Below are 24313 nucleotides of genomic sequence, written 5' to 3'. Positions count from 1 at the left end.
CGGGTCGGCAAGGCCGGACTGGGGCCGTCTCCGTTGCATTCCTGTATTCATTGCCCACATCCTCGGGCACGGTTCGCGCCCGCAGCTGTTGGGTGCATGAGCCACCCCCTTGACACTTGCGAACGAAACCGGAACACGCTTCCCCTATGGCCCTTACCAAAATCAGCGTCAAAGGCGCACGCGAACACAATCTCAAAGGCGTCGATATCGACCTGCCGCGCGATGCGCTGATCGTGATCACCGGGCTTTCGGGCTCGGGCAAATCGTCGCTGGCGTTCGACACGATCTATGCCGAGGGGCAGCGGCGTTATGTCGAGAGCCTGAGCGCCTATGCGCGGCAATTCCTCGAGATGATGCAGAAGCCCGATGTCGAGCATATCGACGGGCTCTCGCCGGCGATCTCGATCGAGCAGAAGACCACCAGCCGCAATCCGCGCTCGACCGTGGCGACCGTCACCGAGATCTACGATTATATGCGCCTGCTGTGGGCGCGGGTGGGCGTGCCCTATTCGCCTGCCACCGGAGAGCCGATCGAGGCGCAGACCGTGTCCAACATGGTCGACCGGGTCATGGAACTGCCCGAGGGCACGCGGCTCTATCTGCTCGCGCCGGTCGTGCGCGGGCGCAAGGGCGAGTATCGCAAGGAGCTGGCCGAGTGGCAGAAGGCGGGCTTTACCCGCGTGCGGATCGATGGCGAGATGTACGCGATCGAGGATGCCCCCGCGCTCGACAAGAAGTTCAAGCACGACATCGAAGTGGTGGTCGATCGCCTCGCGGTGAAGAATGGCCTCGAGACGCGCCTCGCCGACAGTTTCGAAACCGCGCTCAAGCTGGCCGAGGGGCTGGCCTATGCCGACCTCGCCGATGGCGTGGTCCCCGGGCGCGAGGACGAAGATGCCAAGGGAGGGGGCGCCGGCGGCGCGATGAAGGGCGCGGGCCTGCCCGCCAATCGCATCGTCTTTTCCGAGAAATTCGCCTGCCCGGTCTCGGGCTTCACGATCGAGGAAATCGAGCCGCGCCTGTTCTCGTTCAACGCGCCGCAGGGCGCCTGCCCAACTTGCGACGGGCTGGGCGAGAAGCAGCTGTTCGATCCGCAGCTGGTGGTCCCCAACGAAGCGCTCACGCTCAAGAAGGGCGCGGTGGTGCCATGGGCCAAGTCCAACCCGCCATCGCCCTATTACATGCAGGTGCTCTCCAGCCTCGCCAAGGCGTATGATTTCGATCTCACCACCCCGTGGAGCGAGCTGGGCGAGGAACAGCGCAACGTCATCCTGCACGGCACCAAGGGCAAGGCGGTGCCGCTCACCTTCAAGGACGGGCGCAAGCAGTACACGGTGAAGAAGCCGTTCGAAGGCGTGATCGGCAATCTCAACCGCCGCCTGATGCAGACCGAGAGCACTTGGATGCGCGAGGAGCTTTCGAAGTTCCAGACCGCGCAGCCGTGCGAGACCTGCGGTGGCAAGCGCCTCAACGAAAAGGCGCTGGCGGTGAAGATCCCGGGCGCAGGCAAAGATGGGGACGGCCCCACCGATATCGCCACGCCGACCAAGATGAGCGTCTCCGATGCCAAGGACTGGTTCCTCGCGCTAGACGGCCATCTGAACGAGCAGCAGAGCCAGATCGCCAAGGCCATCCTCAAGGAAATCAACGAGCGGCTGGGCTTCCTCGACAATGTCGGGCTCGATTACCTCAATCTCGATCGCACCTCCGGCACGCTGTCGGGCGGCGAGAGCCAGCGCATCCGCCTCGCCAGCCAGATCGGCAGCGGGCTCTCGGGCGTGCTCTACGTGCTGGACGAGCCCAGCATCGGCCTCCACCAGCGCGACAACGACCGGCTATTGGAAACCCTGAAACGCCTGCGCGATCTCGGCAACACCGTGATCGTGGTCGAGCACGATGAAGACGCCATCCGCCAGGCCGATCACGTGGTCGATCTGGGCCCCGGCGCGGGCGTGCGCGGGGGCGAGGTGGTGGCGCAAGGCACGCTCAAGCAAGTGCTCAAGAGCAAGAAATCGCTCACCGCCGATTACCTCACCGGCCGCCGCAAGATCGAGGTCCCGGCAGAGCGCCGCAAGGGCAACGGGCACAAGCTCACCGTCCACGGCGCGCGCGCGAACAATTTGCAGAACGTCACGGCCAGCCTGCCGCTCGGCACCTTCACCTGCGTCACCGGCGTATCGGGCAGCGGCAAGTCCAGCTTCACGATCGACACGCTCTATGCCTCCGCCGCGCGCACGCTCAACAATGCCCGCGTGGTCGCCGGCGCGCACGACAAGGTCACCGGCCTCGAATATTGCGACAAGGTGATCGAGATCGACCAGTCGCCGATCGGCCGCACCCCGCGCTCCAACCCCGCGACCTATACCGGCGCCTTCACCAATATCCGCGACTGGTTCGCCGGCCTGCCCGAAAGCCAGGCGCGCGGCTACAAGCCCGGCCGCTTCAGCTTCAACGTCAAGGGCGGCCGCTGCGAGGCGTGCCAGGGCGACGGGCTGATCAAGATCGAGATGCACTTCCTGCCCGATGTCTACGTCACCTGCGAGGAATGTGGCGGCAAACGCTACAACCGCGAAACGCTCGAGGTGAAGTTCAAAGGCCTCTCGATCGCCGACGTGCTAGACATGACGATCGAGGATGCGGAAGGCTTCTTCAAGGCCGTCCCCCCGATCCGCGACAAAATGCACATGCTCAACGAAGTCGGCCTCGGCTACGTCAAGGTCGGCCAGCAGGCGACCACGCTATCGGGCGGCGAGGCCCAGCGCGTGAAACTCGCCAAGGAACTCAGCAAGCGCAGCACCGGGCAGACGCTCTATATCCTCGACGAGCCGACCACCGGCTTGCATTTCGAGGACGTGCGCAAGCTGCTGGAGGTGCTGCACCGGCTGGTGGACCAGGGGAACAGCGTGGTGGTGATCGAGCACAATCTCGATGTGATCAAGACGGCCGACTGGATTTTGGATCTCGGACCGGGCGGCGGTGTGCGGGGCGGGGAGATCGTCGCGCAGGGCACGCCGGAGAAGGTGGCCCAGGCGAAGGGGAGCTACACCGGCCAGTATCTGCAACCGATGCTGGAGCGGGCGAAGCAAGCCGCCGAGTGAATGTGATCGGTGGTTAGCCTGCCCCGGACCTGATCCGGGGGCGGACTGGATTTTGGACCTTGGGCCGGGTGGCGGCGTGCGTGGGGGTGAGATTGTGGCCGAGGGCACGCCGGAGCAGGTGGCTCAGGTGAGCGGGAGCTATACGGGGGGGTATCTTACGCCGATGTTGGAGAGGCAGACGGGCCCTGCCGAGTGACAACGTGATGGGCCTTTGGTTCTAGTAAGGGGGACAATGAGTTCGGAATTACCCCTTTTGTACCACAATACTGAATGGTCGAAGCAGCCGCAGTAGACCGGGTAGGGATGTAATTCATTTCTTCGGATTGTGAACCTTCATTGCTGTATTCTCGATCAAATCAAGAAGGGGCTTGAAGTTGTTGAAATTGATAGTCGATTTTTTTGGCCAAACAACCTTGCTCGCGAACCATGCCTTGCCATATTCCGCTTCCGTGACGCCTACATTCTCCGGATTAAACGATTTACCACCGATTTTCTCGTTGAGTGTATGCTTTGTAAAAAAGTCCTCGATCTTACTATCTTCAGTGCCATTCTTAAGTGGCGTCAGTAAGAGGTAAACATTCTCAAATAGATGATAAACCTCGCCGTCTCGATTTATTTTATTTCCAGAGCTATCTGTCCATTTGAAAAACTTTTTCGCACCGTTGTCATTGTCGATTATGCAAATGACCGGTTTTTGATTCAAAATAGGGCAAAATGATTTTGCTTCTTTTCTGTAAGTACTCAGAAAACCCGCGAGATGGCTGGTGCCGCCGTCAATTCCGAGAATTCTCCTATTAGTTGGGCTGAATTTAAAGAAGTCAAAATTGTACTCGAACGAACGTCCCTTCTTAGTGATCAGAGTGGGGTAGGATTTGTGCAGACGCCGAAGAGCGGCCTTAATGTAAATGGTATCTGTCTTGCCCTCAGTGAGAATAAGTGGTATTTTCGAAAAGTGAAACTTACTAAATAAAAGTAAGCGTCGGTAGTCTTTTTCGTAAGAAAATAGATCTTTCGGTCTCGGATTTTCTTTCGAGAAGTTCGAAGACTTCACATTGTGAATAAAGCTATATCTGCCTATAAGCTGCAAGTCAGTGCCTGGCTCTTTTGTGACCTTCACCTTCCCTGACTTCGATAATTTTTCTTTTCGAATGAAATAGGTCCCCGATTTGACATATGCGTCCACCATGGCGCGGCAGAGCCGTGTGTAGTCGGCTGGCACGTTGATCTTATCGTTGACAATGAGGCCTGTGACAGTTTGACGTGATTGGGCGTATTGCATTCTTGTTTTTTTAGGGTTTATGGCGAACCCGGCGCTCTTTATTTCTTTCTTCAGGATTCGTCCGGAGTACCATTTTGATGAAATCAGAGATTTTCTCGAGATGGCACGCGGAAACTTTCTCGTCGATGTCGAGAAAGTTATATCATCAGCATATCGCGAGTATGAACAACCAAATTTCTCAGCGAGCCTGCTTAGTCTGATATCAAGAGGTTGGCAGATTAAGTTCGATACAACCGGAGAGGTTGGTGCACCTTGAGGTAGCTGTCCGTCATAGCAACAAATTTGCGCCAATGTGACAGCCACCTCTCTCTCTAAGGTAAAATGACGATTTTTTTGGAAAAAGCCGAGAATACGTCCGAAATTCACGGAAGGAAAAAAATCAGTTAAATCAACGTTGAACACAAACTTTCTGGCTCGGTGAACCCGTGCGTTTGTGATAATTGATTTTTTTCGTTGAAAGCCATGGTGGATCGTACGTTTATGGCCCTCATCTTGGACAATCTCGTCAAGGCAATCTTGAAGAAGATTACTTGCGCGTTTTTGTAAGAATAGCAGCTCAGGGTTCGGAGCATCAATCACGCGCTCGCCGCCCTTACGCTTCGGGATCTTAAATGTCCGGTAGTTTTGACATGGGGTGCGCTGATAGAGGATATAGGAAAGTGCCTTTGGCTTGAATCCAAGCAGTCTGGCCAAGTCCTTCCGGTCTACGCAGGCTTTCAGTTGTTCTATCTTTTTTTCGTTCATGGCGATCTGCGGGCACTCCTACGCGATAACATCACATAAGGATTGCAAAGTGTATACGATAGGGGCAATTCCCTCTCACATTCTTTTCACGTGTAGCGAAACACTACAAAAAATCTGCCCGCAGATCTATTCTAGAGACTAGGCTACTTTGTCGAACGGTCAATACGTAATAGTCACTTGTGCCAAAGCGTCAGAGAGTCCGCTGTCCTACACCCCTCTCCCCCACTAGCCTCCCGGTCCCCATCGACGAACCCGAGAGGCAGCCCCATGCCCGAACCCTCCCCACAGCACCCCGACCTTATGGGCGGGCCGCCGCTCTCGGCGCGCGTCGCGTATGAGGAATGGCAGGCCCATGTCGACGCGGGCCGCATCGGGAAGCGGCCTTCGACCACGCCTGCGCAGCTGCTGCGCATCATGCGCAACGAGCAAGTGCTGTTGGGCAGGGCGGTCAGTTTTCTTTGACCCTCATCGCCCCGGACCGGATCCGGGGCGGTGCTTTTTCACTTGGCGTGCGCCTTGAAGGCAGCCCCAGCCCCGGCTCGGAGGGCGGGGCGACGTGGAGAAAAGTGGGGGCGATAATTGCGGGTGGCGCTGCGCGGCGGAAGCGCTGTCCTACACGCCCCCTTCGGTATACATGGATCGGTTTTCCTCTCCCCTGCACGAGGTGAACCGATGATTTGTGTTTTTTGTTTTGACCCTCAAACGCCGGGCGGCGCGCATCCGCGCGCCTTGGCTTCCTCGCATAAGCTCGGGCGGCCGGTCGGCCTTGCCTCGCGCTGGTCGCGCTCGGGCTTGCGCCCGATAACGTCCTGGGAGTGGGCGCGCTCGGGGCTTTCGCCCTACGCGATGGTGGGAGGTGTCGCATGAACGCCCCCACCACCATCACCCCCAATCTCCCCGTCCTGATCGATGCGCTGCCTTCCGACACCGCGCGGGCGGCGCAGACGGCTTTTACGCTCGAGCGGCGGGTGGCGTTTATCGATGCTTTGGCGCAGCGGGGCGATGTGCGCGCCGCCGCGCGGCGGGCGGGGGTGTCGCACCAGACCGTCTATCGCGCGCGGCGGGCCTGCGCGCGGTTTCGGCGGTGCTGGGATGCGGCGCGGCTCGCGGCGCGGCCGCAGGTGGAGGATGTGCTCGGCTGCCGCGCGGTGGACGGGGTGGAGGAGCCGGTGTTCTATCACGGCGACGAGATCGCGCGGCGGCGGCGCTATGATTCGCGCCTGTTGCTCGCCCATCTCGCGCGGCTCGACAAGCTGGCCGAGGATGCCGGGGCCGCCGCGCTGGCGGAGGATTTCGACGCCACGCTCGATGCCTATGGCGCGGGGGAGGATTTGCCCGAGGCGCCTCCGACCGATGGGGCCTGCGCGGCACCGCCCGAGGGAGGCGAGGCCGAACGGCATGGCGAGGCCGACCGGAATGAGGAGGGCGAAACCGGCCCCGAAGATCCTTCGTCAGGGGAGTGTAACACCCGGTCCATGTCTCCGCTCGACGAGGACGAGGAGGTCTATGTCGAGGCGGCGTTCTGGAGGGAGGATGCGGCGATGCGGCCCGACGTGTGCCAGGGGAGCTGGCCTTTCCGGGTGGAGGACATGCTGCGCGCGCGGCCCGATCATGCGCCGTGTGTCCCCTACATGGCCTCGACCGAGCAGGGAGAGGGGAGCGAGCAGGATCTGCGCGATCTGCTCTACGCGCAGGTCTGCGCGTTCGAGGAGGGACGGCCCGAATGGTGGCTGCTCGGCGCCGACGGGCGTCGCGACGATGCGCTGATCGCGGACTGGTATGGGCCGGAGGGGGCGCCGGAAGGCGCGGGAGGCTAGACCGGGATCCAGCGCGACCTGAGCGTTAGCCCTCGCCGGGGCACGACGAACCCGGCATCTCCTGCACATGATCCGTTGCGGATCATGTGGCGATTGCGGTGTTGCGCGGCGTGGCGGGCGATGGCGCCCTCCGATAGGGCCCTATCGCTCGACAACCGAGCCAGACCTCCGCATGGGAACGAGACACGCCGGTACCCTGTCCTGCCGCGGGCGAAGTGTCCGCAGCAACAGGAGGAATGACATGACCGATCCGGCGTTTAGCGTGAAGGCTCAGGCCTCGCTCGATCAATCGCAAATCAAGGCGATCGCAGAAGGCAGCGTTTCGCATCCGGTTACCGTGGCCGAGCTTGAGGCATTCGGCCTCGCCAACAAACTGCGCGACTCGGTAGAGAAAAATTTCGGGGAGAAGCCTAAAGTCGTATATTACAAGAGGGACGAGGATCCGTTCGAATTGTTCAAGAAATATGCCTGGATGCCGTTACAGACCAAAGTTACGGCACGTGACCCGAAGAATATCAAAGTCGCTAGCGATGGCGAGGTCGTCTACAATCTCAACAAGTTTACCAATAACGGCCCCAATCCGGCCACGTTCCATGCCTCTGCCACGGTGCAGGTGGAAACCTCGATGAGCGAAAGCTGGAGCAAAAGCGGATCGGTCAGCGTTGATCAGTCGATCAGCTACGGCCTGACTGCGCTGGGTCTGGGGGGCGAGACGTCCTTCAATTTCACCTCCGGTTGGAGCTCTATCAAGGGGTTCAGCGATAGCACCACGCTGGGTGAAACCGCCGGTGTCGAAGTGCCGCTCAATCCTGGCCAGTCCGCCTATGTCGTCATCAAGGCGCAGAAAGGGACCCTGACGATGACGGTGCCTTACGAGGCGACGCTGTTAGGTGGTCTCGCGGTGAACTACGATCCGACTTACAAAGACCACCATTTCTGGTACCTGCACATTAACAACATCCTGAAATCGTGCGGTTTGCCGAAAAAGGTAACGATCGAACAGACGCTGACATTCGCTTTCTTCACGAACGTATCTGTCACCGTGCACGATTGCGCGACCGACAAGGTCATCAGCAGTCAGACCTTCGATCAGCCCATGATGGCACTCGCCGCAGTCGAAGGCACGGATGGCGCATCGCTGATCAAGGAAAATGCTGCGTAGAGTCCGAAGCATCGGCTGCGATCGTTCCGCTTTCCGGAGGCGGGCCGATCGCAGTCCGGTCAGTCCCGCAGTTGGTTGGGCTGGAGGGCGCGCCGGAAGGCGCGGGGCGAGGGGGCTAGCTCACGATCCGGAAGGTGTAGCTGTATTCGCGCGGAGAGGCGTTGACGCGGACATTGGCGATCGTCACTTCGTAGGTCCGCCCCTCCTGCACCCCGGCGGGGAGGAACTGGAGGTTGTTGGGGAGGCCGAAGCCCTGGTTGTCGTAGCTGACCTTGGAAAGTGACAGCACGCCGCCGCTCGCCTGGTCGCGCACCGTCACGCTGGCGGCGGAGAAATCGACATTGCGGTTGGCGCCCCATTTGGTCGACTTGTCGGCGATGACCGAAAAGGAGTGGATCGCGCGGGTGTCGTAGTATTTTGCCGGATAGTCGCCTTGCGGATAGGCGTACCAGTCCGGCAGCCCGCTCGGCGTCGCGCCGCTGGTGGCGAGGTCGAACACGCGCATCACGCTGGCGCTGCGATAGCCGCCGCCTCCGCTGGAGGTGACGACCCGTCCGAAGGCGGTGTGGGTGAGGAACGGGTCGAGGATCCAGCGGCGGTGGCCGACGCTGTCGATGCTGAGATTGTCGACCTCGTCCATCCACCCGGCAAAGACCATGAAGTTCTGCCCGAAACTGCCGGAGCGGAACGCCAGATTGCCCGATGCCGCCGCATCGCGCCCGGCTTGCGTCCAGCACGACCAGCTCGAGGGCGGATCGTGCGACAGGGCGTTGTTGGCGACCATCATCAGCGCGCTTTCCTGCACCGCGCGATCGTCGGCCGCGGAATGCGCGACCGGCGGGAGATTGTGGAGCGCCCGGATCTCGTTCGTGATTGCGATGGCGCCGGCGATCACCTCGGGCTTGAGCGCGCCTGGCTCACAGGCGGCGACGTCGGGCGTGGTGGAGAACAGTCCGGCGGCCGTGGTCGGATCGATTGCTGCGCCGGTCGGCGTTGGCGTCGGGGCCGGTGAGGGTGACGGACTGGGGCTCGGCGAAGGGGAGGGCGAGGGAGAGGGCGGCGGCACCGCGCCGGTATCGGGCGGCGGCGCGGAAGGCTTGCTTTCTCCTCCGCATGCCGTGAGGCCCAGTGCCAATGCGATGGCCAGCGCCGATGCGGCACACGCTTTATATGTCGATCCGTCTCTCATGCGCGGCACCATGGCATCGCGAAAGTAAACCTTCGATTACCGGGAGTTGAGGCTCTCGGCTCAGCCGGGCTGTTGGATACCGATCATCATCGCCCCATAGATCAGCGGGTTGAGGATCATGAAGGCAAGCAGGATTAGGTTGGTCCGCCGACCCTTGGCGAAGAACAGGCAGATCATTGCAGGAAAGACGCTCAAGGCGAACAGGTTCAAAAATGCCATTTGCGGTGTCATTTGCGCCGCCATCTCGGCTTGCACGTCGGGTGTCGCCATGAAGCCCGCGCCGATCATGCTGACCACGTTGATTCCGATCACGCCGCCGATGATGAAGCGCTTCTGCCGCCAATACCATTCGTCGAAGTCCGGCCAGTCCTCCGGCTCGTCGGGAAACGTCATGCTTGCGATGAGGTAATACCAGCCGATCGTCAGCAGGATCGCCATGATTGTGCCGCCGTTGAAGGGCATCAAGTTACGAAAGCCGTACATGTGGAGGAAGAAGGTCGACTGATCGAGGATGACCACCAGTCCGAGCATCGGCACAAGCCAGCCGATATGGATCGCTTCGCCGCCATCGAGCCCTGCCTTGCGCCGCGTCCGCAGCTTGAGCACGCGGGCGAAGCCGCTCAGCACTTCGGCCATTGCGAGCCCGACGAGGAGCACGAAGGCTTCAAACAGGAAATTGAACCCGGGCATCGCGCGTCCCCCTTGCGCCGTGGAGGAGCAAGGGTGCGACAAGTGTCAAATGGATGCAAGCGTATCAGGTACTTGTATCCCGGGAAGTGGATGATAGCCTGCGATCCGGACTGAAACTCCCGGGGGCTGAATATTCGGGGGTGACATTACAGGGGAACGACCGGATGGCGACACGCGCATTCGATGTAAAACCGCTATTCGCGGAACCTTATTTCGCGACCGATATATCCGATGCGATCACGCCGGAGCAGATCGATCTGCTCAAGGGGCTCGAAATGGTCGACAACCAGACCAATCGCATTTCGAAGGATCTCTACATCTTCGAGCGCAAGGAGCTGCGCTCGATCGCCAAGGCGGTGCAGAATGCGCTCGATAGCTATGCGCGCGATGTGATGGGGATTCCGCAAAAGTTCTATGTCACGCAAAGCTGGACGCTGATCAATCCGCCCGGTGCCGGCATGCACGGACACTCGCATTCGAACTCGATCGTTTCGGGCTCGCTATATTACGCCGAAATGCCCGAACCGCCGGGTAACATGGTGTTCGAACGGCACAGCAGTTACCAGCAGCTGGAGCTCGGCCCTACAAACGGCCAAGTCAATGTGTACAACACCTTGAAGAACGTGGTGGTGCCGCAGCAGGGCCAGCTCTTGCTCTTTCCGAGCAGGCTCCAGCATTATGTCGAGCCTAACCAGACCCAGCAGCAACGCTATTCAATCGCGTTCAACGCTTTCATCAAGGGCAAGCTCGGCAGCCTGCGCGACGTTTCGGAACTGACGCTCTAGCGTGCCATATCGGCCCGGTTAGTCGACCAGGGCGAGCTCGACGCGTCCATGGCCTGCGCGCACGATGCCGATTTCCTCGGCGGCGGCGCGCGAAAGGTCGATCAGGCGATTGCCGCTGAAAGGACCGCGATCGTTGATGCGTACGATCACGCTGCGACCGTTACGCGGATTGATGACGCGGACCTGTGTGCCGAACGGCAGCGAGCGGTGTGCGGCGGTCATCGCGGTCATGTCGAAGGCTTCGCCGCTGGCGGTGCGGCGGCCATGGAACCGTCTGCCGTAATAGGAGGCGACGCCGGTGGCGATCACCGGCTCGTCCTCGACGATTTCGACCGGCGGCTCGATCTCGGTGACATCGACCGCGCCGGGATCGGCATCGGCGATCACATCGGGCGCGGGCACGGTGGGAAACCGGTCGGCGAAATCGGGCGCAACCTGCTGCACGACGGGCTCGGACACCGTGGCGCCGTCCTGAGAGACGGCAGCAGTGCTCGGCCAGGCAAGGGCGAGCCCGGCGAGGATCAGCGTGGCCGATCGGCGGATGGTTTGGTTCCCGTCCATGGGGTGGGTGTATACAGTACGCTTCGCGGGAGAGTCCTAACAGGCCACCGTTTCGCCGCATTTGGAGTGCGTCCGGTCGTGATTCGCGGACCTCGTAGAGGCCAAGGAGGCCCCTATCACGTCGCGCACCACAACATGTGGTGTGTCGAATCGCGCGTGCGTCTATCGCTGGAAAGAAATGCTTGTGGGGCCAACGCAAACGGGGCCGGCATCGCTGCCGACCCCGCTCTCACCGACGGGCTGTTCCGGGGGGAACCGACCGCCGAAGCGTGTCATCCATTGGCCGAAGCCGCAGGACTAATGCGCCCGGCGCTCGCGCCGGCAACCGGTTCCGTCGGGCGGGGAGGTCCGGTCGACGAGCCGGAGGCTCGCTTTCCTTCTCTTCCACCACCCGGCGGTTCCGAAGCCATTTCATCTGTAGCGGCCTCGCGATGTCTGCGGTTCCGGCAATCCACGAGGGATTGCGTTTCACCCGACTTTTCCCTTCCTGGCTCCGTCGGTGCCTAAGCACCCCGGTGGCCCGGGATTTCCGGACTTCGCTCGGTTCGGCTCGCGCTTCCCTTCGCTCTGTCCTCGCGCGACCGGATGATCCGGCCAAACCGTAACAAGCCACTCGCAGCATTTGCGGTTCGTCGATCTCCAACCCGAAAGTTCGCTATCGACGTGTTTTCCAACGCCGCCGCGGGCTCAGCCACGGTATCGGATGGTTTCATTGGAAGTCCGCTTCCCTATCAAACCTTTCGGCTATCAAGTTTCGCGGGTTCCTCCGCCTTCCGATGACTTGAAATTGCCTCGCCAATGCGATTCTTTCAAGCCGCGCAACCCCGACTTATCGACATTCCACACTTTTGCTTGTGGATTAGGGTGGATAACTAAACGCAAGCGTAGATTGTCCTTCGCGCAACTATTGTATAAGAGCGCGCGAAATCTTGGAGTTTTATGCGATTCGTCGCGCGACATGGCCGATCGGATGGCAGATGCTGGCTGTCCGTATATCAGCTGCGGCGGTCCCGTGCTCCCAACAGGCGCAGACGCAGCGCGTTCAGCTTGATGAAGCCCGCGGCATCCTGCTGATCGTAGGCTCCGGCGTCGTCCTCGAATGTCACATGCGCTTCGGAATAGAGGCTGTCGGCCGATTTGCGGCCTACCACGCTGGCCTGCCCCTTGTAGAGCTTGAGCCGCACGGTACCATTGACGCGTTCCTGACTGAGATCGATCGCCGCCTGCAGCATTTCGCGTTCGGGGCTGAACCAGAAGCCATTGTAAATGAGCTCGGCATATTTCGGCATTAGCTCGTCCTTGAGATGCGCCGCGCCGCGATCGAGTGTGATCTGTTCAATGCCGCGATGTGCGCGGGCGTAGATTTCGCCGCCGGGCGTCTCGTACATGCCGCGCGATTTCATTCCTACGAAGCGGTTTTCGACGAGGTCGAGACGACCGATGCCGTGCTTGCGCCCCAGATCGTTGAGCGCTTCTAGCAGCGTGGCCGGGCTCATCGCCTCCCCGTTCAGTGCGGTGCCGTCGCCCTTTTCGAAATCGATCGTGATATATTCGGGCGTGTCGGGCGCTTCTTCGGGATGATCGGTCCGCGAATAGACGTAATCGGGCGTCTCTTCCCACGGATCTTCCAGCACCTTGCCTTCGGAAGAGGTGTGAAGGAGGTTCGCATCGGTCGAGAACGGGCTTTCGCCGCGCTTGTCCTTCGGCACCTGAATCTGGTGCTTTTCTGCCCAGTCGATCAGCGCAGTGCGGCTGGTGAGGTCCCATTCGCGCCACGGTGCGATAACCTGGATATCGGGATCGAGCGCATAGGCGGACAGTTCGAAGCGAACCTGATCGTTGCCTTTGCCGGTCGCGCCATGCGCGATGGCATCGGCACCGGTCTCGTGCGCGATTTCGACGAGCCGCTTCGAAATCAGCGGGCGGGCGATGCTTGTGCCGAGCAGATAGTCGCCTTCATAGCGGGCATTGGCGCGCATCATCGGAAATACGAAATCGCGCACGAATTCCTCGCGCAGGTCTTCGATATAGATGTGCTCGTCCGGGATGCCCATCGCCCGCGCCTTGGCGCGCGCCGGTTCGATCTCTTCACCCTGCCCAAGATCGGCGGTAAAGGTCACCACTTCGAGCCCGCGCTCCTTCATCAGCCATTTGGCAATGACGCTGGTGTCGAGGCCGCCGGAATAGGCGAGAACGACTTTTTTGGCGGAGCCGGGATTTTGGGACATGAAGTTACCTTTGCTGAAATCGCTGCGCGGCTAGCAGGCGAGGGGAGGGTGTCGCAATCGCCAACTTGGCGGCTCAGCGGGAAAAGTGCTCTGGTCTGATCGCGATGGCCACCGTAGATTAGGCATCCAGGAAGGGGGAGAAGTGCGGATGGGGATGTGGGCCAAGGCGAGGTCGCTAGCAGTGCAGGCTCCACCAGAGCGCAACCGGTATGTAGATTTCCTGCGCGCGCTTTCGATCATGGCTGTGGTGATCGGGCACTGGCTGGTTGCCGCACCCTATATCGGAGACGACGGCAATGTGGTGGGCGGACATCTGTTGGGCATCGCGCCGGGCAGCGGCGCGTGGTGAGCGTCGCGGCCGATCTCGTTTGTCCTCTACATCATCGTGCTTTTGTCGCTGATCGCGCTGTTTACGCCACGAACGCGGCGTGGGCGTGGCAAAGCGCGATGCACCGGTCCCGCAAGTCCGGCTGGTGTTGGGGATGGTGATGATCTGCGTCGGTCTGGCGATGACCGCCGCGATCAGCATCGCCAGCCCGTCAGGCGTCAGCGGCGTGCGCATATGGGTCGTGGCCCTGCCGTTTGCGGGTGCGGCTCTGGTTGGCTTCGGACCAGTCTATCGCTGGGTCAAGAAACTGTAGGGGGCTGCCATGGTGAACGAGACAAAGGCGACGGATGACAGCGTCGAGGAATTCGTCGGCGCGATCGATCATGATCGCAAACGCGAAGAGGCGCGCGAGCTGCTGGCGCTGTTCGGGCGGGTGACGGGTGAGGCGCCTAAAATGTGGGGGCCATCGATCATCGGCTTCGGGAGCTATCACTACACATACGACAGCGGACGCGAAGGCGACTGGATGCGGACCGGATTCAGTCCGCGCAAAGCCAGGCATTCGCTCTATCTGATGGGCGGTTATTGCAACGCAGAAACCGGCGCGCGTCGCGATGTGCAGCTTGAACGGCTCGGCAAGTGGAAGCGCGGCAAGAGCTGCCTCTACATCAACAAGCTGGCCGATGTGGATATGGACGTGCTGGAAGAAATAATCGCCGACGATTGGGCGACCATGAAAGACCTTTATCCGCCAGCCTGAGCTCCGTCTTCGCCGCGGGCGAGGTAGATTACATCGCGCTTCTGATCGAGCAGGTGCTGGCCCGAATCGACGTAAAGCGTCTCGCCCGATGCCAGCGGGCCGGTGGCAAGGAAAAGCGCGGCTTCGGCCACTTCGTCGGCGCCGGTGCGGCGTTCGAGCAGGTTCATCCGGTGCGATGTTTCGGCTTCGTCTTCGGACTGGTCGTGGCTGGCCAGGATCGCGCCGGGTGCAAGGCCATAGATTCGGTCGTCGCTGTCGCGATGGGCGATCGACAGCATCGCAATGCTCGCATCGAGCGCGTGCTTGCTCATCGTGTAGCTGACGAAATCCGGGTTGGGATTGGCGAGCTTCTGGTCGGTGACCTGGATCACGCGACGCGATTGCTCGCTCTTCGCTTTTGCGAGAAAGGCCTGCGCAATCCGCACCGGGGTCAGCGCGTTGATATGCATCGCGCGCTCGAACACCGTCGGATTGGCGTCGTCGATATCGTCCTTCTCGAACACGCTGGCGCAATTGACGAGGCACCGCCAATCGACGAGCCCTTCTGCCAGCTCCTCGATCATCTGCACCGCCGAACCGCTATTGGCGAGATCGCACTGGATGGTGTCGGCCGAGGGCAATGTGTCGGCGAGGGCATCGGCGTCTTCTTCCGACGAGCCGTAATGGATCACGACATGCCACCCCGCTTCGGCGAAGCGGCGTACGATGGCCGCGCCGATCCGGTTTGCGCCGCCCGTGACAAGGACGGCGGGTCGGCTCACGCGTGGGCCTCGCTCGTTTCGGTCTCGGCGGCCGCTGCTGCGGCTTCGCGATCGCGCTGGGCGCGGCTTTTCTTTTCCGCCGCCGTCTTCAACTGACCGCAAGCAGCATCGATATCCCGGCCGCGCGGGGTGCGGACTGGGGCGCTGATGCCGGCTTCGAACACGATGTTCGAGAACGCCCTGATGCGTTCGGGCGTCGAGCATTCATAGGGCGCGCCGGGCCACGGATTGAACGGGATGAGATTGACCTTGGCTGGAAGATCGAACTGCTTGATCAGCCGCACGAGTTCGCGGGCATCGTCATCGCTGTCGTTCTTGTCCCTCAACATCACATATTCGAACGTGATGCGTCGGGCATTGCTGGCGCCGGGATAATCGGCGCAGGCCTGCAGCAGCTCTTCGATGCCGTATTTCTTGTTGATCGGCACGATCTCGTCGCGAACGTCCTTGGTCACGGCATGGAGCGAGACGGCGAGATTGACGCCGATTTCTTCGCCGCAGCGCGCCATGGCGGGGACGACACCGCTCGTCGACAGCGTGATGCGCCGCTTAGAGAGGGCGAGACCTTCGCCATCCATCACGATCCTGAGCGCGTCACGGACGTTATCGAAATTGTAGAGCGGCTCGCCCATGCCCATCATCACGATATTGGTCAGCAGCCGGCCATCGGCGCGGTAATCGGCTTCGCTCTCTTCCTCGGCGAAGTCCATCTTGCCCTTGGGCCATTCGCCCAGCGCGTCGCGGGCGAGCATGACCTGGCCGACGATTTCGCCCGGGGTTAAATTGCGGACTAGACGCATCGTGCCGGTATGACAGAACCGGCAATTGAGAGTGCAGCCGACCTGGCTCGACACACACAAGGTCCCGCGGGTTTCATCGGGGATGAAGACCATCTCGAACTCGTGCCCGTCGGCGGTCTTGAGCAGCCATTTACGAGTGCCGTCGGACGAATGCTGCGCTTCGACGACATCAGGTCGCGCGATCACGAAACGCTCAGCCAGCCAAGGCCGCATCGTCTTGGCGATGTCGGTCATCGCTGCAAAGTCGGTCTCGCCGCGATGGTAGATCCAGTGGAACACCTGCTTGGCGCGCAGCTTGGCCTGTTTCGTATCGAGGCCAGCCTCGGCGAACAGGTCCGTGATCTGTTTCTTGGTGAGGCCGAGCAGGTCTGCGCGCCCGTCCGCACGCGGCGTAATGACGCGCGCAACGGGAACGGGATCGACCTGCCCCGGAATGGCCATGAGGTTCGTGTCTGCCATGGGAAACCGCGATATAGGGAGGCGGCGAGCGTTTGGCTAGCGCCGTCGCGCGCAGCCGACCGTGGCGGCGTCGATCGCGGTTGCTGCGCCGGTGAGGTCGTAGCGATCTGAAATCCGTTTGCCGTCCTTGCCAATGAAGCTCACCCGCATGGCTCCGGCAGAGCGCATCGCAGCAACGATCGCGGCGTCCATCGCCTTGTCCTGTGCCCATGCGTCGCCAGATCCGCCCACCAGGGTAAAGCGCTCGCGGCCAACAAGCAGGCGGATAGGCTCGTTCTTTTTCATGTTACGCGAGAGGCGAAGGTGAACCTGGTTGCGGACACCGCGCGCGGGCCAGCTGCCGACACTGGCGAAAGGTTCGAACGTTTGCGCGCCGCGCGCAGGTTCGGCGGCAGCGATAGCATAGCAACGCGGGAGGCGCGGGTCGCGGAAAGCACCCCAATTATCGAACACGCCGAGGCTATCGCGGGCGATAGCGGGAGCTGCGAGCAACGCGGTCACAGCCAAAATCGCGAGCCGCTTCACGCCACGCCCTCACGCTCTGGATAGGCAATGGCGAGCACTTCGTATTCCATTTCGCCTCCGGGCAGGCGGACCGTGCGCAGATCGCCGACAGAAGCTCCACGCAAAGCGCGGGAGAGGGGACTAGACCATCCGATCCGGCCTGCACTCGCATCCTGCTCATCGTCTCCGACGAGTGTCACGATCCGCTCCTTGTCGTCTTCGTCGGCGAGCATCAGGGTCGCGCCGAAAAAGGCGCGGCTAGGATCGGGCTGCTGAGCGGGATCGACGATGCGCGCATTTTTCATCCGCCGCGCGAGATGCGCCAGCTCGCGATCGATTTCGCGCATACGTTTGCGACCGTAGAGATAATCGCCGTTCTCCGAGCGATCGCCATTGCCCGCCGCCCAGCTCACGATTTCCACGATTTCGGGCCGCTCCTTCGAGAGCAAATGATCGTAGCGTGCCTTCATCGCCGCCAGTCCTGCCGGCGTGATAGGGTGTCCGTCCTGTTTCACAGGAAGTGCCTTAGCGTGTCGGCGTCGGGCGTCCAAGAAAACGACTTGGCCCTCGCGGTTCGCCGAAGCGCGACTGGTCGGGATAGAGATGCTCGTACGTCACGGCGTTGCCGAGCACGCGCTGTACGTAGTTCTTGGTCTCGAAGAACGGAATCCTCTCGATCCAGTCTTCCCATGAAATCTCGCCTTTGCGCGGATCGCCATTGGACCGGATCCACTGGATCGCGCGACCAGGACCGGCATTGTAGCCGACCAGGGCGAGCACGTAGCTGCCGTCGAACCGATCCATGAGCTGGCCGAAATAGGCATCGCCCAGACGCATATTGTATTGCGGGTCTTCGAGTAAGGCGCCGCGCGAATAGGTTACGCCGAGCTTGCGCGCGGTATCCTGCGCGGTTCCGGGGATGAGCTGCATCAACCCATAAGCGTTGGCGTGGCTGAGCGCCTTGGTCGCAAACTCGCTTTCCTGACGCGAGATCGCATGGACCATGGTCCAGTTGGAGAATTCGGGCACGTCGAGGCGGGGGTATCCGACGACTTCAAAGTCCTCCACCCCGTGTCCTTGCGTCGCGGCCCCCAGATGGACGGCAAGGTCGCGCCGGCCGAGTTCCTGCGCCAGGTCGAGCACCATCTGCGCCTTGACCGGGGTATCGGCCGAGTCCGCCAGTTCGGTGAGGAAGAAACGGGTGTCGCGCCAGTTGAGCCCGCCGCGCGCGGCTTCGCGCACTGCCTTGACAAGGACGCTGTCATTGAACTCCTGGCGCTCGGTCGCACTTGGCTGGACCGGCGCGGGCTGCTCAAGCGCGGGGATTTCGCGACCAAGGCGCTCGAGCGCGAGCTGACCGTAGAACATCTCCGGATATTGCGCGGCCATTTCATAATAGCGATCGGCCTCGGCCATGTCGCCGGCGCGCTGGGCGGCGTATCCGGCCCAGTAGAATCCCTTCGAGCGGGTCGGAGCGGTTTTGGCGGCTGCACCATAACGATAGAACAGCGGCGCAGCCCCGGACGCGTCGCCCAGCTGCCAAAGAGCACTGGTTCCCCCGAGCCAGACCAGCGAAGTGTAATCGTCGCGGATCGGGTAGCTCATGTCGCTGATGTCGGCACCGGGCGCAAAGGCTTGGTCCACCTTGCTCGCGATGCGGTAAGCGGAGGAAGGGCCTCCGTCGCGTGCAACTTCGAGCGTTTCGGCCAGCCACAATTCGCCATCGAGCGCAGGGGCCGACATGGTCGGAGCATTGACCAGAAGGCTGATAGCAGCCGACTGCTGACCACTGCGCCGCCACTGACGCGCTTGATTGTAGAGATATCCGGGATCGCTGCGCGCCTCCGCCGGCACGTTGAGCCCGATCGAAGCAGGATCCTGTCCCTGAATGATCGCGAGGCGCGCCATGTAAATGTCACGTTTCTCCGGCGAAACAAAGCTGATCTGGCGCGCGGCTGCTTCGGCGCTGCGCTGCCACAAGAGGGCATCCATACGCGCGTTGTGGTCTTCGGCCGAAAGGCGCGATCCGAACAAGCCGGCGAAATAGGCTTCGGTAACGGCGTTCATGTCTCCGCCGCGCCAGGCTTCGCGCGCCCAGCGGAAAGCGTCGTCACGGCCAAGCTGGCCGAGCGCCATGGCATAGCGTGCCTTGGCCGTGTTGGTGATCGGCGGGAACCCGTCGTGGAATTGCACTAGGCGCTGCGCGGTCGCGGCTTGTCGATCGAGCGCCTGTTCGGCCTTGCGCTGGAGAGAATCCTGCTGCGGCAGGCCTCGATTGCGCTCGATGAAACCGGCATAGGTCTCGAAATCGTAGGCCGAGCTCGACGTCAGTTGCTTCCATTGCTGGAGCACTTGGGCCATCAGCCCGGGCTGCTGCCTCTCGACACGCTCACGCATCTGATCCCAGCTATCGGCTTGCTGCGCATTGGCCGCACCTCCTGCGATGGCAAGAGGCAGGGCGGCGGTGGCAAGCAAGATGCGTTTGATCATGCTGGACATGATAGTGTTTCCCTCCTTATCGCACCCTGAACGCGCGACCACCCGCGCGGTTTCCGCGATGTGACGAGGTATTGTAATGTTTTCCGGTTCGATTCCAGCACTTGTGACACCGTTCAAGGACGGCAAGGTCGATGAAGACGCCTATCGCCGGCTGATCGACTGGCAGATCGAGAACGGGAGCAAGGGTCTCGTGCCCTGCGGAACCACCGGCGAAGCCTCCACGCTTTCCAATGCAGAGCATCATCGCGTGGTCGAAATCTGCGTCGAACAAGCCGCCGGGCGGGTTCCGGTGATCGCAGGGTGCGGAAGCAACGACACGCGCAACGCGCTGCTCCACATGGGGTTTGCGAGGAAGGCAGGCGCAGCGGCAGGACTGTGCGTCGCACCCTATTACAATCGGCCGAGCCAGGCCGGGTTGATCGCGCATTTCAGTTTCCTAGCCGAAAACAGCGACCTGCCAATTGTGCTTTATAACGTGCCGAGCCGCACGGTCACCGACATCGAGGATGAGACCGTGGTCGAACTGGTCAGCAAGTTCCCGGACCGGATTGTGGCGATCAAGGATGCCAGCGGTGACCTTTCGCGCGTAGCCGACCATCGCATGGGTCTGAGCAGCGATTTCTGCCAGCTATCGGGCAATGACGAATTGTGGCTGCCCCATTCGGCTGCGGGCGGGTCGGGCTGTATCTCGGTATCGGCCAATGTCGCGCCGGCGCTCTGCGCCGAATTCCACGAAGCCATTGCGGCCAACGATCTGGTCAAGGCGCGCGAGCTCAACGACCGGTTGTTCCCGCTCCATTACGCGATGTTCTCCGATGCCAGCCCGGCACCAGCGAAATATGCACTCAGCCGCGTGCATGCCTGGCTGACCGACGAGGTGAGGCTGCCGATCTGCGCTGCGAGCGAGGCTGCGCGCAAGGCGGTCGACGATGCGCTGGAGCATGCGGGGCTGGTGTAACCGGCCAAGTCTTCCTAGATCGCCCTTCATGGCACGTCCTACACCCAAGACTTTCGACAAGCAGAAGATCGTCGCCGACAATCGGCGCGCGAAGTTCGATTATCATATCGAGGACACCTTCGAGGCGGGGATCGCCTTGCAGGGGACCGAGGTGAAGGCGCTGCGCGGGGGCGAAGGCTCGATCCGCGAAAGCTATGCCGAAGTGCGCGACGGGGAAGTCTGGCTCATTAACGCCAATGTCCCCGAGTTCAGCCATGGCAATCGCAATAATCACGAGCCGCGACGTCCGCGCAAGCTGCTGCTCCATTCGCGCGAAATCGAACGAATGCTCGGCGCAGTCGAGCGCAAGGGCATGACGCTCATTCCCTTGAACGTCTATTTCAATTCGCGTGGGCGGGCCAAGGTCGAACTCGGGCTCGCCAAGGGCAAGCAGGCCCACGACAAGCGCCAGACGGTCAAGGATCGCGACTGGAAGCGCGACAAGGCCAGGCTGATGCGCGAAAAGGGCTGAGGCGATTCCTCCGCGCGGCGGATGTCAGACCAGGACACTTGAAGAACGGTCTGTCGAGCACCATTGAAATTTTAACGGGACCGGCGCGACAGCAAGCGGTTCTCGCGCTAATAACAAGAGAATGTCCGCTTCCACCATGTCATCCCGGTTTAATCGTTGGCTCAAGCGCAATAGCCCTTCGCGCGAGTCCTTCGAAGAGAATCGTTGGGTGGGATTTGCGGCGCGCCGCCCGGAACTTTGGCGACTGACACGACGCTCGGTCCCGCGCGGGATCGCCGCCGGGCTTCTGGTCGGAATATTTGCGTTGATTCCGGGCGTGCAGATGATCGGTGCTGCGCTGATGTGTGTGCCGATCCGCGGGCATATCCCGCTCGCGGCTGCGGCGACGTTCCTGTCCAACCCGCTCACCACACCGCTCATTTTGGCGGCTGCGCTCGAAGTGGGTGGCGCGCTTGGCTTCAAGAGCAATCTCAGCGCGTTCGAGGAACTCTACAATTCGAGCGCGACAATCGGCGAATGGTTCACCTGGCTCGCTTCCGACGCTGCACCGGGAATGGTCGTCGGGCTGGCGGTGATTGCCATCGTCAGTGCCGCGATCGGCTATTTCGCCTCGTCCTTCATCTGGAACAACATGGTCAATCGCCGCCGCCGCCGGACGCTGGCCGTGCGCAGAGGCGTCGAGTGACACCCCTCGCGATTACCTCGCGCCCATCGGCGATGGTTTCGATTGTCGTCGCGGTGGGACTGTTGCTGAGCGCGCTGGCGCTTTGGCTTGCGACCGACAGCGCAGTGGCGGTGCTGAGCTATCTGGGAGCGGTGGCAGTTCTGGGCGGTGCTGGCTGGTTGATGCTTCGTGATAAGGCGAGCGAGACAATCGACAGCATCGCGACGCCCGATTGGTCGGTCACCGTAACGGCGATGGATCGCAGCGACATGGCGATTGCGATCACCGATCGCGCGGGCCGGCTCACATGCGCCAATGCGACCTTTGCCGATAATTTCGGGATCACCAAGGCTCCGCCACACATCGATGCCGATCAGACCTCGCTAGATGCACTGATGCGTGGTTCACGCGATGCCTGGCGCGACGGACGGGCCGACGCCGGCACGGTGCGTGCAGAAGGCGAGATCTGGGCCGCAACTTTGGAGCGTGCGGGGCGCGCAGGCGACTACCTGATTTGGCGGTTCCGTCGACAGGTGTCGCCCGATCTCACGCGCGCTGCGGTCGAGGCCGTGACCGGCAAGCTGGGGCGTGCGCTAGACCAGGCAGGCATCGTCTCCGCGATCGTCGAGCCCGATGGGTACATCGTCGCTGCGAGCAGCGGCTTTGCCCTGCGCGCCACCGGCGAGCCCGAAAGCGACATGGCGCATCAAGAGTTCGTCTCGTTCCTGCGTCAGGACGAGGATGACCGGATCAGCTATGCTCGCGATGGCAAGAACGGCGCGCCGATCACGATGTATTATCTCCCGATCGCCGATCCCGACCGGGCCGGCAACGATGCGGGAGATTCGCATCCCTCGCTCATGTTGCTGGTTGATAGCGGCATAGGGCTGGGCGGCGGGTCGGGCGATCTCGCCACTGCCGTGCCCAATCTCGAGGCGCTGCTCGCGCAATTGCCGCTCGGCCTCGCGATGGCCGATCGCGACGGATTGCTGTTGTTTGCCAATCCTGCCTTCATGCGCGCTGCCGGGCGCGATGGAGAAGCGCCTCCGCCCTATCCGTCCGACCTCGTTGTGCAGGAAGACAAGGGCGCGCTTTCGAATGCCGTGCGGCGATTTGCGCAAGGGCCAGCAACCAGTGGCGATGTCGCGGTTCGGCTGTCGATCCAGCCCGAAGAGCCGGTCTCGCTCAATCTTGCCGGTGTGCGCGGGCTAGGAAATGCAGCCGTGCTGCTCGGCCTCAACGACAACAGCGAAGAAAAGCGTCTCAAACGCCAGATCGCCCAGGCAACCAAGATGCAGGCCGTCGGTCAGCTTGCGGGCGGTGTCGCACACGATTTCAACAATGTGCTGACGGCCATACTCGGAATCTGCGACCTCATGCTGCTGCGCCACACACCGGGCGACAGCGATTATGATGACATCCAGCAAATCCGCGCCAACTCGAACCGCGCGGCTTCGCTCACACGGCAATTGCTGGCCTTCTCGCGACAGCAGACCTTGCGGCCCGAAGTGCTCCAACTGCCTGACGTAGTGAGCGAAGTTTCGCAGATGCTGAAGCGGCTGATCGGCGAAAAAATCCGGCTGCAGGTAACCCATGATCGCAATCTCGGCCGGGTGCGGGCGGACCCCTCGCAGCTCGAGCAGGTGATCGTGAACCTCGCGGTCAATGCGCGCGATGCAGTGCAGGCGAAGGGGGAAGGCCGCGGCGAATTGCGAATTGCGACCAAACGCGTGACCGCCGCCGACATTCGCGCAATGCGGAGCGAGATCGTGCCCGCTGGCGATTACACCGTGCTGGTCGTTTCCGACACCGGCACCGGCATACCGCCAGACAAGATCGGGAAGATCTTCGAACCATTCTTCACCACCAAGGAGCAGGGGAAGGGGACCGGCCTAGGCCTTTCGACGGTCTACGGCATCGTCAAGCAATCGGGCGGTTTCATTTTTGCCGACAGCGAAATGGGCAAGGGGACAACCTTCTCTGTCTATCTGCCAGTCTTTCACGAGAGCCCCGATGCCAAGCGACGGCGCGAAGAAGCCGACAAGCCAGCCGCTCCGCAGCGCGAATGGGCCGGGGGAGGAAAACTGCTGCTGGTCGAGGACGAAGATCCAGTGCGCGCGGTCGCCGAGCGCGCACTGTCGAGGCAGGGATACGAGGTCGTGACCGCCTCGGATGGTGAAGAAGGTCTCGAATACGTGCAGCGCGGCGAAGAGTTCGATCTCATCGTATCCGATGTGGTCATGCCGGTGATGGATGGCCCGGCCATGGCACGCGCGATCCGCGAGAAGCGCCCCGATCTGCCCATCTTGTTCATGTCGGGCTATGCCGAGGAACAGTTGCGCCGGGAAATCGACATCGAGGATATGCACTTCCTGCCTAAACCGTTCTCGGTCGCGCAGATCGCCGACAAGGTCGCAAAGGTGCTTGGCGGATCGAAAGGCGGCAACGGCTGACGCGCAAGAAGCCGGCGAGGCATCGCAAAGGCTTCCCTATTGCGATCTCATGGTGCAATCATG

General features: G+C 61.5%; 23 protein-coding genes and 1 pseudogene. 14 read left to right on the top strand and 10 right to left on the bottom strand.

From position 1 onward, the window contains the following. Nucleotides 1-146 precede the first annotated feature (146 nt). Complete coding sequence (gene uvrA, locus GRI68_RS06505) at nt 147-3098, top strand: excinuclease ABC subunit UvrA (protein WP_160616495.1); 2952 nt, start codon at nt 147-149, stop codon at nt 3096-3098. 40 nt (nt 3099-3138) lie between these two features. Continuing rightward, a pseudogene (locus GRI68_RS14010) lies at nt 3139-3294 on the top strand (excinuclease ABC subunit A); the annotation flags it as partial. Nucleotides 3295-3408: 114 nt separating this feature from the next. Here GRI68_RS14010 and GRI68_RS06500 read toward each other — a convergent pair. Then, complete coding sequence (locus GRI68_RS06500; RefSeq protein ID WP_160616494.1) at nt 3409-5121, bottom strand: retron Ec67 family RNA-directed DNA polymerase/endonuclease; 1713 nt, start codon at nt 5119-5121, stop codon at nt 3409-3411. A gap of 267 nt (nt 5122-5388) precedes the next feature. Between GRI68_RS06500 and GRI68_RS06495 the strand changes: the two genes are divergently transcribed. The 3 genes from GRI68_RS06495 (at nt 5389) to GRI68_RS06485 (ending at nt 8100) form a co-directional block, all read left to right on the top strand. Next, nucleotides 5389-5583 (top strand): hypothetical protein, encoded by a 195-nt coding sequence (locus GRI68_RS06495; RefSeq protein ID WP_160616493.1) that lies wholly within the window; start codon nt 5389-5391, stop codon nt 5581-5583. Nucleotides 5584-5984: 401 nt separating this feature from the next. Then, on the top strand, nt 5985-6938 hold the full coding sequence (locus tag GRI68_RS06490; protein WP_160616492.1) for a hypothetical protein: 954 nt from the start codon (nt 5985-5987) through the stop codon (nt 6936-6938). A 241-nt stretch (nt 6939-7179) separates the two neighbouring features. Beyond that, nucleotides 7180-8100 carry a hypothetical protein gene (locus GRI68_RS06485; RefSeq protein WP_160616491.1) on the top strand — a complete coding sequence of 307 codons (921 nt, stop codon included), beginning with the start codon at nt 7180-7182 and terminating at the stop codon, nt 8098-8100. Nucleotides 8101-8215: 115 nt separating this feature from the next. Here GRI68_RS06485 and GRI68_RS06480 read toward each other — a convergent pair whose 3' ends face one another. Then, nucleotides 8216-8995, bottom strand: coding sequence for a CAP domain-containing protein (locus GRI68_RS06480; RefSeq protein WP_160616490.1), 780 nt, complete (start codon nt 8993-8995; stop codon nt 8216-8218). 7 nt (nt 8996-9002) lie between these two features. Here GRI68_RS06480 and GRI68_RS06475 point away from each other — a divergent pair, with 7 nt between their 5' ends. Next, nucleotides 9003-9317, top strand: a complete 315-nt coding sequence (locus GRI68_RS06475; protein ID WP_160616489.1) for a hypothetical protein — start codon at nt 9003-9005, stop codon at nt 9315-9317. A 32-nt stretch (nt 9318-9349) separates the two neighbouring features. Here the strand turns inward: GRI68_RS06475 and GRI68_RS06470 are convergent, their stop codons facing one another. After that, complete coding sequence (locus GRI68_RS06470; protein ID WP_160616488.1) at nt 9350-9979, bottom strand: hypothetical protein; 630 nt, start codon at nt 9977-9979, stop codon at nt 9350-9352. 164 nt (nt 9980-10143) lie between these two features. Between GRI68_RS06470 and GRI68_RS06465 the strand changes: the two genes are divergently transcribed. Continuing rightward, a complete protein-coding gene (locus tag GRI68_RS06465; RefSeq protein WP_160616487.1) occupies nt 10144-10764 on the top strand; it encodes a TIGR02466 family protein in 621 nt (206 codons plus the stop codon). An 18-nt stretch (nt 10765-10782) separates the two neighbouring features. On the opposite strand, the gene GRI68_RS06460 is transcribed toward GRI68_RS06465, so the two are convergent. Next, the gene (locus tag GRI68_RS06460) at nt 10783-11325 is read right to left on the bottom strand and encodes a septal ring lytic transglycosylase RlpA family protein (RefSeq protein ID WP_160616486.1); all 543 of its coding nucleotides are present in this window, start codon (nt 11323-11325) and stop codon (nt 10783-10785) included. Nucleotides 11326-12320: 995 nt separating this feature from the next. Further along, nucleotides 12321-13553: an argininosuccinate synthase gene (locus tag GRI68_RS06455; protein ID WP_160616485.1), complete on the bottom strand. Its 1233-nt coding sequence runs from the start codon at nt 13551-13553 to the stop codon at nt 12321-12323. Nucleotides 13554-13701: 148 nt separating this feature from the next. On the opposite strand from GRI68_RS06455, the gene GRI68_RS06450 reads away from it, so the two are divergent. The 3 genes from GRI68_RS06450 to GRI68_RS06440 all read left to right on the top strand — a co-directional run bounded on the left by GRI68_RS06450 (nt 13702) and on the right by GRI68_RS06440 (nt 14641). Further along, nucleotides 13702-13902, top strand: coding sequence for a hypothetical protein (locus GRI68_RS06450; protein WP_160616484.1), 201 nt, complete (start codon nt 13702-13704; stop codon nt 13900-13902). An 85-nt stretch (nt 13903-13987) separates the two neighbouring features. Then, nucleotides 13988-14194, top strand: a complete 207-nt coding sequence (locus GRI68_RS06445) for a hypothetical protein (protein WP_160616483.1) — start codon at nt 13988-13990, stop codon at nt 14192-14194. Between the two features lie 9 nt (nt 14195-14203). Further along, nucleotides 14204-14641, top strand: a complete 438-nt coding sequence (locus GRI68_RS06440) for a DUF1801 domain-containing protein (protein ID WP_160616482.1) — start codon at nt 14204-14206, stop codon at nt 14639-14641. Here GRI68_RS06440 and GRI68_RS06435 read toward each other — a convergent pair. The 5 genes from GRI68_RS06435 to GRI68_RS06415 all read right to left on the bottom strand — a co-directional run bounded on the left by GRI68_RS06435 (nt 14626) and on the right by GRI68_RS06415 (nt 19664). Then, nucleotides 14626-15402 carry an SDR family oxidoreductase gene (locus GRI68_RS06435; RefSeq protein ID WP_160616481.1) on the bottom strand — a complete coding sequence of 259 codons (777 nt, stop codon included), beginning with the start codon at nt 15400-15402 and terminating at the stop codon, nt 14626-14628. The genes GRI68_RS06440 and GRI68_RS06435 overlap by 16 nt on opposite strands. After that, complete coding sequence (gene rlmN / locus GRI68_RS06430) at nt 15399-16661, bottom strand: 23S rRNA (adenine(2503)-C(2))-methyltransferase RlmN (protein ID WP_160616480.1); 1263 nt, start codon at nt 16659-16661, stop codon at nt 15399-15401. Before rlmN ends, GRI68_RS06435 begins: the two co-directional genes overlap by 4 nt. A 36-nt stretch (nt 16662-16697) precedes the next feature. Further along, the gene (locus GRI68_RS06425) at nt 16698-17114 is read right to left on the bottom strand and encodes an invasion associated locus B family protein (RefSeq protein WP_325063768.1); all 417 of its coding nucleotides are present in this window, start codon (nt 17112-17114) and stop codon (nt 16698-16700) included. A 68-nt stretch (nt 17115-17182) separates the two neighbouring features. Further along, on the bottom strand, nt 17183-17680 hold the full coding sequence (locus GRI68_RS06420) for a GreA/GreB family elongation factor (RefSeq protein ID WP_160616478.1): 498 nt from the start codon (nt 17678-17680) through the stop codon (nt 17183-17185). 10 nt (nt 17681-17690) lie between these two features. Beyond that, a complete protein-coding gene (locus tag GRI68_RS06415; protein WP_234028728.1) occupies nt 17691-19664 on the bottom strand; it encodes a lytic transglycosylase domain-containing protein in 1974 nt (657 codons plus the stop codon). Between the two features lie 76 nt (nt 19665-19740). Here GRI68_RS06415 and dapA point away from each other — a divergent pair, with 76 nt between their 5' ends. The 4 genes from dapA (at nt 19741) to GRI68_RS06395 (ending at nt 24250) form a co-directional block, all read left to right on the top strand. Next, nucleotides 19741-20622 carry a 4-hydroxy-tetrahydrodipicolinate synthase gene (dapA, locus tag GRI68_RS06410; RefSeq protein WP_160616477.1) on the top strand — a complete coding sequence of 294 codons (882 nt, stop codon included), beginning with the start codon at nt 19741-19743 and terminating at the stop codon, nt 20620-20622. A gap of 28 nt (nt 20623-20650) precedes the next feature. Beyond that, nucleotides 20651-21133: an SsrA-binding protein SmpB gene (gene smpB, locus GRI68_RS06405; RefSeq protein WP_160616476.1), complete on the top strand. Its 483-nt coding sequence runs from the start codon at nt 20651-20653 to the stop codon at nt 21131-21133. Between the two features lie 208 nt (nt 21134-21341). Beyond that, nucleotides 21342-21818 carry a DUF2062 domain-containing protein gene (locus tag GRI68_RS06400; RefSeq protein WP_325063767.1) on the top strand — a complete coding sequence of 159 codons (477 nt, stop codon included), beginning with the start codon at nt 21342-21344 and terminating at the stop codon, nt 21816-21818. Between the two features lie 32 nt (nt 21819-21850). Beyond that, nucleotides 21851-24250: an ATP-binding protein gene (locus tag GRI68_RS06395; RefSeq protein ID WP_160616474.1), complete on the top strand. Its 2400-nt coding sequence runs from the start codon at nt 21851-21853 to the stop codon at nt 24248-24250. Nucleotides 24251-24313 lie beyond the last annotated feature (63 nt).

The organism is Alteriqipengyuania halimionae (genome assembly GCF_009827575.1).
Taxonomy (GTDB): Bacteria; Pseudomonadota; Alphaproteobacteria; order Sphingomonadales; family Sphingomonadaceae; genus Alteriqipengyuania_A; species Alteriqipengyuania_A halimionae.
The sequence above is the reverse complement of the archived record's forward strand: the minus strand, read 5'-3'. Positions and strand labels throughout refer to the sequence as shown.